Annotated in this window: 8 protein-coding genes; 4 read left to right on the forward strand and 4 right to left on the reverse strand. The window is 65.0% G+C overall.

What is annotated here, in order from left to right; translation table 11 throughout:
* Positions 1-1,260: Na+/H+ antiporter NhaA (gene nhaA, locus WAW17_RS21600; protein ID WP_422334959.1), on the reverse strand; the 1,260-nt coding region annotated here is incomplete at its 3' end.
* A gap of 260 nt (positions 1,261-1,520) precedes the next feature.
* Here nhaA and WAW17_RS21605 point away from each other — a divergent pair.
* Positions 1,521-1,862 carry a WhiB family transcriptional regulator gene (locus WAW17_RS21605; protein ID WP_422334960.1) on the forward strand — a complete coding sequence of 114 codons (342 nt, stop codon included), beginning with the start codon at positions 1,521-1,523 and terminating at the stop codon, positions 1,860-1,862.
* Here the strand turns inward: WAW17_RS21605 and WAW17_RS21610 are convergent.
* The 3 genes from WAW17_RS21610 to WAW17_RS21620 form a co-directional block, all read right to left on the reverse strand.
* Positions 1,834-2,061, reverse strand: coding sequence for a hypothetical protein (locus WAW17_RS21610; protein WP_422334961.1), 228 nt, complete (start codon positions 2,059-2,061; stop codon positions 1,834-1,836). The two genes, WAW17_RS21605 and WAW17_RS21610, sit on opposite strands and share 29 nt — an antisense overlap.
* 100 nt (positions 2,062-2,161) lie before the next feature.
* A complete protein-coding gene (locus WAW17_RS21615; protein ID WP_422334962.1) occupies positions 2,162-4,822 on the reverse strand; it encodes a LuxR C-terminal-related transcriptional regulator in 2,661 nt (886 codons plus the stop codon).
* Between the two features lie 145 nt (positions 4,823-4,967).
* The gene (locus WAW17_RS21620; RefSeq protein ID WP_422334963.1) at positions 4,968-6,776 is read right to left on the reverse strand and encodes an alkyl/aryl-sulfatase; all 1,809 of its coding nucleotides are present in this window, start codon (positions 6,774-6,776) and stop codon (positions 4,968-4,970) included.
* Positions 6,777-6,943: 167 nt separating this feature from the next.
* Here WAW17_RS21620 and WAW17_RS21625 point away from each other — a divergent pair, with 167 nt between their 5' ends.
* From WAW17_RS21625 to WAW17_RS21635, 3 genes are all read left to right on the forward strand, one after another.
* On the forward strand, positions 6,944-7,387 hold the full coding sequence (locus WAW17_RS21625; protein ID WP_422334964.1) for a DUF7144 family membrane protein: 444 nt from the start codon (positions 6,944-6,946) through the stop codon (positions 7,385-7,387).
* Between the two features lie 223 nt (positions 7,388-7,610).
* Positions 7,611-8,828 carry a DUF4185 domain-containing protein gene (locus WAW17_RS21630; protein ID WP_422334965.1) on the forward strand — a complete coding sequence of 406 codons (1,218 nt, stop codon included), beginning with the start codon at positions 7,611-7,613 and terminating at the stop codon, positions 8,826-8,828.
* A 205-nt stretch (positions 8,829-9,033) separates the two neighbouring features.
* On the forward strand, positions 9,034-9,840 hold an 807-nt coding region (locus tag WAW17_RS21635), incomplete at its 3' end, for a helix-turn-helix domain-containing protein (RefSeq protein WP_422334966.1).

Consider the following 9,840-nt stretch of genomic DNA (forward strand, 5'->3'; position numbering starts at 1 on the left):
CAACTCCTCCTCGGAGATTCGCCGGTAGGCGCGATTGCGGATTCGCAGGACAAACGAGGCGATGACGGCTGCGACGACGGACCCGGCCAGCACACCGATCTTCACGTGGTCGACGCGCGGACCCGTCTCGCCGAATGCGAGTTCCCCGATCAGCAGCGACACGGTGAATCCGATGCCGGCGAGCAGAGCGATGCCGAGCACGTCGATCCACCGCAAGCCGGAATCGAGGGTGGCACGAGTGAACTTGGACATCAGGAACGTCGTGCCGAAGATGCCGAGGGTTTTGCCCACGACGAGTCCTGCGACGATACCCAGCGCGATCGGGTCGGTGAGCGCATCGGTCAGCCCGGTGAGGCCGCCGAAGGTGACGCCGGCCGCGAAGAAGGCGAAGACCGGAACCGCGAACCCTGAGGAGAGCGGGCGGATACGTTGTTCGAAGTGTTCGGCCAGACCGGGTCCCGCGTCGGGCCCGCCGGCGGCATGGCTGCGGAGCACCGGGACCGCGAATCCGAGAGCGACGCCTGCGACGGTGGCATGCACACCCGACGCATGAATCAACGCCCACGTGGTGGCGGCGAGAGGGAGCAGCACCCACCAGGATCGGTTGCGGCGCTGCACCGCGAACGCGAACGCCGCAAACGGAATCAGCGCGCCCACCAGGGGGAGCACGGAGAGTTCGTCCGTGTAGAACACGGCGATGACGGTGATGGCGAGGAGGTCGTCGACGACAGCCAACGTCAGCAGGAATGTACGCAGCGTCGACGGCAGGTGAGTGCTGATGACGGCGAGCACGGCAACCGCGAACGCGATGTCCGTCGCGGTGGGGATCGCCCAGCCCTTCAGAGCGCCGTCGCCGGTGCGGAGATTGACGAGAACGAAGATGAGCGCGGGCATCGCCATCCCGCCGACGGCTGCCACGATCGGCAACGCCGCGCGCCGCGGGTCACGCAGATCGCCCGCAACGAACTCCCGTTTGAGTTCCAGACCGACGACGAAGAAGAAGATTGCCAGCAACCCGTCCGCGGCCCACGTTCCGAGTGACAGGTCGAGATGAAGGGCGCTTGGCCCGACGGTGAAGTCACGAAGTGCGGTGTAAGAGTCGGACCATGGCGAGTTGGCCCAGGTCAGTGCGATGACGGTGGCGATCAGTAGGAGCGCCCCACCCACCGTTTCCTTGCGGAGGATCGCGGCGATTCGCGAGTTCTCCGCCCACGAACCGTGGGGAAAGAGCGGAGTTTGGGCGGGGTGTGGAGGAGTCACGCGGTGTCCTTCGTCGTGGTACGGCAAGTCGATTGCCGACCAGACTTCCCGGCGCACCGCCGTCAGTCTATCGGGTGGCCCGGTTCTCGGACGAGCGAAGGTGTCCAGTCATCCCGGCCCTTGGTGCGTGCACTTTGCCGCACCCTTTGACCTTGGAAATGCGAAAGTATGTATTGATGTACAGCAAAAGGTCCTCTAGTGTCAGCTGGGCACGCTGCTTCCTGTACCCGGGGCAGCCCGCAAGCAAACTGGAGGAGCGCATGTCCCCACGGCTGACCCTGCCCGCCCCGGTTTCCGAGGTCTGGGACTGGCAGCGAGACGCCGCCTGCCGCGGCCTCGACTCGGCGACCTTCTTTCATCCGGATCGCGAACGCGGCCGGGCACGCGAGAAGAGAGACCTTCGGGCCAAGGTCATCTGCCGCGGATGCCCGGTCGTGGTCGAATGCCGCGCGCATGCGCTCGGCGCCGCCGAGCCGTACGGAATCTGGGGCGGCCTCTCGGCGGACGAACGTGAAGGACTTCTGGCCAGTCACGACGGGTGTGTGGAGTCCGCTGTCGCCGAGTCCTTCGGGTTCAGTCGGTCAGCCGCCGCATCTCGATGACCGTCAATCCCAGAGCATCGAATCGGGCCAGTAGCCCCCGGAGATCCGTGGGGCCGGCGACGCGGCCGTAAAGCGTGGTGTCGCCGGTGGTTACGTCGGAGACCTCCAACTCGGGGAACGCTGCGACGACCCGGTCGGACAACACGCCACTGATCAGGAACGAATACCTGACGCCCTGGGGCCAAGCCGATCGATCCACAGCGGCTCCTCGTGAACGCGGTCGTGTCGGGTGCGCTACGCCTGGACTCAGGATGGCCCGAACGGTGTGTCTCGCGCCTCACCCGCAAGTGGTGAAGCTGTCAGAGCAGTCCCACCTGCTGCGCGGCGGCGATGGCCTCACGCCGTGACGCGACACCGAGTTTGCGATAGATCCCGCGCAGATGCGTCTTCACCGTATTGACCGACACACACAGGTCTGCTGCGATCTGCTCGGCAGTGCGCCAGGACGGAAGCTCCACGACAAGTTCCAGCTCACGCGGCGTCAGCGTCTCGAATGTGGCGGTCGGCGAACGGGGAAACGAGGCTCGCAGCGTGTCCGTGAACTTCTCGCGCGGGCCGAACCGCCCCGTACTCCGCACCAGGAGTTCCCGCACCCGTGGTGCGCAGTCGTGGAACGGACGCAGGATCGATTCCGGTTCCGCCAGCCGCAGGGCTTCCGACAGCGCATGGTGAGCACGTGAATCCTGCTGGCGGGCAAGGGAAATTTCCGCCTCGACGAGCCACGCGGCAATCAGATTCGTTGCCGCAGCACATTCGAGGTTGCCGTCCAGCACCGGTTGCAGGGTTCGGCGAGCCAGGTCGAGACGACGACCGTGCAGATGAAGCATTGCCTCCAGAAGTGCAGTCTCGCCCACCGTTCCGAGTATCAGGTGCGCCTCGGTGGCCAATTCCCGCGCCCACGCGAACTCGCCTGCGGATAAATAGACATGCCCGATCGCGGGAAGAAGGGCGGCGCGGATTCCGGGCGGCACCGGCCTGCCCGAAGAGACGGGACTGTGAGCGTGCAGCACGGCCACCGCCGTGTGCCGCTGCTCCGCAGCGTCGAGTTCGAACAATGCGGCGACGCCGTCGGCGAGACCGGCGATCTCGGGATCGGACAGCCGCACCGCACTTGCGGCCTCGGCGGCAACCCCAGCTGCGCCCCGATCCAGTCGGACGTAGCGGCACCAGGCACCGACGATCTTCACGAGCGAAACCAACGCGTCGTCCGTCACGCCATGATCCCGGCTGAGGGCAAGGGCCTCGTCCACGAGCGCCGCAGCCTGAGCCACGTCGCCACGAGACATCGAGATCGCGGCCAGAGATCCGGCAGAGTGCATCATCGTGAGCGCATCCTGTCCGCTGCGTGCGTGGGCCAGCGCCCTTCCGAGCATGTCCCCGGCCTCCTCGGTTCGCCCGAGGAAGAGCAGGGCCTCGCCTTCCTGCAGCAGCACGAACGCGTCGATTTCGGAGTCGCCCGTGGATCCGACGTCCAGCTGGCGCAGTCGTTCGAGTGCCTGATCGATGTCGCCGGTCCGCATCGCGGTCTGGACGCGCAGCGCCTCGCCGATCAGCAGGTGTAGCCGGGTGTCGATCGCGCTCTCCGTGAATCCCTGGGACCGTCTTCTGTCGAGAAACTCCAGAGCGGAGGCGGCGACGGGCAGATTACCGGCGGTCAGGGCCGCCGCGGCACGAATGAGACCGGCGAACGGGTGTTCCACGACCCGCCGCGGTGCCCGTGCGAGAAGCCGGTCGACCGCCTCGCCGTGGCCCCCGATGATCAGCGACAACGACTTCTCGCCGAGTAGCGCCACGATTTCGTCGGAATTGCCGGCGTTGACCGCATGTTCGAGCGCCAGCAGCGCATCACCGAACTCGGAATGCCAGCGGGCCACGGTGAGTTCGAGTTCCTCGACCTCCACGCGGCCGATTCTGCTGATCTCGGCGCGAAGGTAACTTCGGAGCAGCGGATGGTAGCGGTACCGTGTCGGGTTCTCGGCGACCCGGCTGATCAGAAAATTGTGCCGTTCGAGCCAGGCCACCTTGTCATGGGCGTCGACACGACCGGTGAGTTTCTCGGCCAGTTCCACAGTGAACGACGTGGGCACCGAGGTCCGGAGAAGGAACTCGCGCATGTCGTCATCCTGGTCGCTGAGTACCTCTTCGATCAGATAATCCGCGACTGTTCGTCGATTGCCGGTGAACTCGGCGATCAGGCGGCTCGGATCGGGGTGATCTTCCAGAGACATTCCGGCCAGGCGGATGCCGGCGGCCCATCCTTCGGTGCGGTTCATCAGTGCCCCGAGATCCTCGGTCCCGAGATGCACGTCGTGCTCGGCAAGGAGGGCGGCCGCTTCTTCCGAGGTGAAGGCGAGTTCACGTGAGGTGATCGAGAACAACTTGCCGTCGAGACGGAGACGTTGCAACGCGAGTGGCGGCTCGAACCGGGCGCAGATGATCGTGCGGAAAGTCGGGGGCTGCCAACGGAGAAACGATTCGAGGTCGGCGAGCACCGCGGCGTCGAGGAGGAGATGGGCATCGTCGACGACGATCCAGATGTGCTCGCCGAGATCGTGCACCGCGGCGGAAAGGAGGGAGCCGAAATCGGCCGCCTCGGGATCCAATGCTGCGCAGGCACGTTGGAGTCGAGGATTTCCCGTCTCGATCAGTGCGCGCGCAACTGCATGGTGCAACGGACCGAGACAGTTGTGCCGCTCGTCGATCGTGAGCCACGCGATTGTGGGCTCGACGCCGACGGGAGCGTCGCCGGAGAGTATTTCCCGTGCCCAATCCGAGACGAATCGCGTCTTGCCCGAACCGGCGGGGGCGCACACCAGCGCAACCGGATGGGGATGGGTGGGATTCGTGAGCGCTTCGGTGAGTGCGGAGTGCAGACGGGCGCGGGCCACAGTGCGACCGACAGCACCGGACGGGATCCGAGTGCTCAGGTGGAATTCGCTGAGATGCTGTACTGCCGTCACACCGACACTGCCGTCACACCGACTCCACTCTCGCGTACCCGGGAAAACCGCCTTCGACAAGCACCCTCTTTCCGACTTATCAGTCCGATTCCGGAAGTTTACCGAGAAATAGCCTGGCTGCGGGGATGAACGCGTAACCGAAAGGTCACGGAGTGACGATCGGGAACGCGGGGTCGGGGGTGTCGATCAGCTCCGTAAGGGTGACGAGGGCCGAGGGATCGCCGCCCACCTCGATGCCGTCGAGTCCCCTTCCGCCGAGCAGTCCCAGCAACTGCATCTTGGTCAGCGTCAGGGTCACATCCGCATGTGCGCGTGTTCGGGGCTCGGCGGTCACGATGAGCGCACCGTTCGACAGCGTGGTCCGGTACCGGATCTCGGGATCGGTGAAGCGCCACTCCACGACAAGGGAGAGGTCCCAGGCCCGGGGTCCGTCGATTCGCAGAGCTATCGAGTCGAAGATCTGCTCGACGGTGAGGGCTCCGAGTATGTCGATGCTCGGGTCACTGATGGGAGGCGGAACGATTCCGCTGCGGAGCTCGAGTGCCCCCGTGAGATAGAAGTTGCGCCAAGTTGCGTTCTCGGCACCGTATCCGAGCGTGTCGTAAGCGCGGGCGAGTAGCTCCTTCGCCGCGGTGTCCGAGGGGTCGGCGAACACCGCGTGTGTGAGAAGTTGGGCGGCGAACCGCGGATCTCCGTTGTCGAGGTAGCGCTCGGCCTTGTTTCGAACTTCGTCCTGACCGCCCATGCATTCCACGTACCGGGTGGCGGCATCCTCGGGCGGGTGTTGCCAGAGCGACGACGGGTTGCCGTCGAACCAGCCCATATAACGCTGGTAGATCGCCTTCACGTTGTGGCTGACCGAGCCGTAGTAACCGCGTGCATGCCAGGCGGATTCGAGGGCCGGGGGCATCGGGAAGTTCTCGGCGATCTCGATGCCGGTCATCCCGGAGTTCAGCATTCGTAATGTCTGATCGTGGAGGTACTGGTAGAGGTCGCGTTGCTGTGAGAGGTACGTGACCACCCGGTCCCGGCCCCACGTGGGCCAGTGATGCGAGGCGAACGCGACATCGTATGCACCGTCGAACATCTCGATCGCCTCGTCGAGGTACCGCGCCCAGGCCCGCGGGTCGCGAACCAGGGCGCCGCGCAGCGTCAGCAGGTTGTGCAGATTATGAGTTGCGTTCTCCGCCATGCAGAGTGCGCGTCGGTCCGGGAAGAGAAAATTCATCTCCGCCGGCGCCTCGGTGCCCGGGGTGACCTGGAAGACGATGCGGATTCCGTCGACCGTCTCCTCCTGTCCCGTGCGGGTGATGTCGACGGTCGGCGGTATCAGCCCCGGATGTCCGGTCGACGTAATGGTTCCCAGCCCGGCCCCGAGGTGTCCGCAAGGGCCGGGCGGGAGCGACGACCCGTACATGTACGCGGCACGACGGGCCATCGCCGTCCCCGCATAGACGTTCTCGGAGACAGCGTGTTCGAGGAATCCGTCGGGCGCCATGATGGGCACATCCCCCCGGCCGTCCGGAAGGACCCCGGCCACACCGCCGAAATGATCGAGGTGCGAATGGGTGTAGATCACCCCGGTGACGGGACGATCACCGCGGTTCCGGCGGTAGAGGGCGAGGGCCGCTGCAGCGGTCTCCCGGGAGATCAGTGGGTCGATCACAAGGACGCCGGTGTCGCCTTCGACGATCGTCATGTTCGACAGATCGATTCCGCGCAGCTGATAAATGCCGTCGGTCACCTCGTAGAGTCCGTTCTTCGCGCACAGCTGCGACTGGCGCCAGAGGCTCGGATCGGCGGTGTCCGGGCAGTCGGCGTCGAGGAAGGAATATGCCTCCATGTCCCAGACCGGGCGGCCGTCTTCCGCGGTGACCGTGCATGGTTCGAGTCGGTCGACGAATCCGCGATCCGCGTCCTCGAAATCGGTTATGTCGGAAAAGTCGAGCGTCATGTCGCTTCCTTCTCGTCTTCGCTCCGAATGGCCTTGTTTCACGGTCCCATCCCCGGCCGCGTGGCCGCCTCATCCGTTACAGATGAGGATCACCCCGCACGGATGAGGCCGTCGGCGGGCGGACGGCGGACGATTCGACTGTTCGCAGACATACTTTCGAGAAAGGCATGGACATGACGAACACTCCGGAGTCCAGGACGACCAGTCCCGTGAAGCAAGGTTTTGCGGCGGGAACGTCCCTGGCAGCGGCGATTCTGCTGCTGACAGTGGGGGTTCTTTCCTTCCTCCAGGGCATAGCGGCGGTCGCCGAGGACGAGGTGTTCGTCGTCGGCATCGAGTACACCTACAAGTTCGATTTCACCACCTGGGGCTGGATCCACATCGTTCTCGGCGTTCTCCTCGTCGTCAGCGCGCTCGGCCTCATGACGGGTGCCACCTGGGCTCGGGTCGTAGCGATCTGCCTCGCCGCGCTCTCGATCATCGCGAACTTCCTGTGGCTCCCGTACTACCCGCTGTGGTCGATCCTCATCATCGGCCTCGACGTGGTCGTGATCTGGGCTGTCACAACCTGGGACAGTCGTCGGACCTGGGACGACACCGCCGTCCGCTAGACCTCTCTTCGACGAATACCGCCTGTGAGTGCACGTACTCACGGGCGGTTTCGTGGTGCTTGCCCGGCCCGCACACCCGAACGTGACCTGATCGAGATTGGATCCGCCTTCCCGCTGCCGAATCGCCGCTTATGTTGTCCCAGTAGTTATATTTGACACCATTTGTTACAGGGGCAACATCTGTCTCGTCGGCGACCGCTAATTCAAACAGGCAGGGGAGCCCATGAAACCGGTCCGATCAGCGTGCACTCTTTCCGCAGCCCTCGCCGTCGCGATGGTGAGCACCGTTTCGTTCGCGGGAACCGCGGGCGCGGCACCCTGCGGTGGGAGTGGCGGAGGCAGCAGCGGATTCGGCAGCAGCAGTTCCGGCACAGACCCCGACGGTCCGCAGGGTCCGCTGCCGGTCCTGTCCGGATCGACCCGGACTGTCGCATGGGTCACCGGTCCGGTCAGCGCAAACAGAACGAACACACGCTTCTCGATCTCCGGGACGGACCTCGGCATCATGTGGGACAACGGTGGCACCGGCGCCCAGAAACAGATCCTCTCGGCAATGGGCGACACGTTCGGCGACTGCAGTGTCGATGGCCAGCAATGGCGGCGCAACGTGTTGATGCGCAGTTCCGACGCCAACCTGGCCGACGGCATCACTGTGCCGAACCCGCAACCCGGCAATCTCTACGCCGGTTCACCGGTGACGGCGGCAGCGCCCAACTTCTCTCGCGAGATCCTTCCGAGCATCGGCGTCTACGGAGTGGAGGCCACCGTGGTTCCCACCGCCGGGATCTCGGTGGGCGGCACGCAGTACGTCAACTTCATGTCGGTGCGTGCCTGGGGGGAACCGGGGGTGTGGGATACCAACGCCTCCACCATCGCGACCTCGACGGACAACGGCGAGAACTGGATTCCGGTGGCGACCACCACGCGCGTGAACACTCCTCTCGACGTTCCGGGAATTCAGCAGCTTGCCTTGGGTAACAGCAACTTCCAGCAGCACGCGTATGTCAAGAACGGTGGCTTCGTCTACGACTACGGCACGCCCAACGGCAGATTCGGCCCTGCGCACGTGGCGCGAATCCCCGAAGCACAGATCCTCGACTTGGCGGCCTACGAGTACTGGAACGGCAGTGCGTGGGTGCTCGGTGACGCCGATGCGGCCACCCCGGTGTTCGGCCCCGAGGTCGGTGAGATGTCCGTGCACTGGAACGGTTCGAAGTACATCGCGGTGTACGGAAACGAGCGTCTCGGACGAATCGACATGCGTACCAGCCCAACCCCGGAAGGGCCTTGGTCCGAGCCGCGGGCCCTCGTCACGAGTTCGCAGATCGCCGGCCTGTACGCGCCGTACATCCACCCCTGGTCCACCGGAAACGACCTGTACTTCGTGGCCTCGCGATGGGAGGACTACAACATCATGCTGCTGCACACGACGATCGACTGAGACGTCGACCACACGCACGAGGGTGTCGGTGGACTGCGCGTGTCCGCATCAGGAACATCGATGACGCGGACATCGCCCGCGCCGTACATGTAAGGCGCCTTCATGCCAACCAGTGCACTCCGATTCGTCGTGCAGGGGGAGTGACGGTTGTTCCGGGTAATGCCAGTACCTTCCTCGATGGTGTCGCGCTACCTACGGTGAAGCCATGGGCACGACCGACCTGCGCACCGAGATCCGCGAGTTCCTCAGCTCACGTCGAGCACGCATCACACCAGAACAGAGCGGGCTGCCCCCCTACGGCGGCAATCGTCGCGTCAAAGGCCTACGTCGCGAAGAGGTCGCGCTGCTCGCCGGTGTCTCGGTGGACTATTACGTGCGGATGGAACGCGGCAACCTCGCCGGGGCCTCCGACAGCGTCCTCGACGAACTCGCCAGCGCCCTGCAACTCGACAACGCCGAACGCGACCACTTGCTCGCCCTCGCCCGCCAGTCACAAGCAAGCACAACCCGACGACCGCCCACACCACCGACCACGGTGCGACCAGCCGTCCAGCAGGTCCTCGACGCCATCACCGAGGCACCCGCGTGGATTCGCAACGGCCGCCACGACATCATCGCCATGAATCAACTCGCCCGCGCGCTCTACTCACCCGTGCTCGCCGATCCGCGCCGGCCCGCCAACACCACCCGATTCGTCTACCTCGGTCCCCACGCCAGCGAGTTCTTCGTCGACTACGACCAGATCGCCAAGGACGCCGCTGCCATGCTTCGCCTCGAGGCCGGCCGCAACCCTCACGACAAGGCACTGATCGCACTGGTCGGGGAACTATCCACCCGGAGTGAACTGTTCCGCCAGCGGTGGGCCTCCCAAGACGTCCGGTTCCACCGCAGCGGACGCAAACGGCTGCGCCACCCCGCAGTGGGCCAACTCGACCTCGACTTCGAAGCCATGGAACTGCCCTCCGAACCCGGCCTGCAACTGAACATCTACACCGCTGCCGCCGCCACACCC

It is taken from the genome of Rhodococcus sp. (in: high G+C Gram-positive bacteria) (assembly GCF_049286785.1).
Lineage (GTDB): Bacteria > Actinomycetota > Actinomycetes > Mycobacteriales > Mycobacteriaceae > Rhodococcus_F.

What these genes read in the sequence shown, in the direction of transcription:
- WAW17_RS21605 (WP_422334960.1), top strand. Translation starts at nt 1,521, where the DNA reads ATGTCCCCACGGCTGACCCTGCCCGCCCCGGTTTCCGAGGTCTGGGAC.
- WAW17_RS21620 (WP_422334963.1), bottom strand. Translation starts at nt 6,776, where the DNA reads ATGACGCTCGACTTTTCCGACATAACCGATTTCGAGGACGCGGATCGC.
- WAW17_RS21630 (WP_422334965.1), top strand. Translation starts at nt 7,611, where the DNA reads ATGAAACCGGTCCGATCAGCGTGCACTCTTTCCGCAGCCCTCGCCGTC.
- WAW17_RS21625 (WP_422334964.1), top strand. Translation starts at nt 6,944, where the DNA reads ATGGACATGACGAACACTCCGGAGTCCAGGACGACCAGTCCCGTGAAG.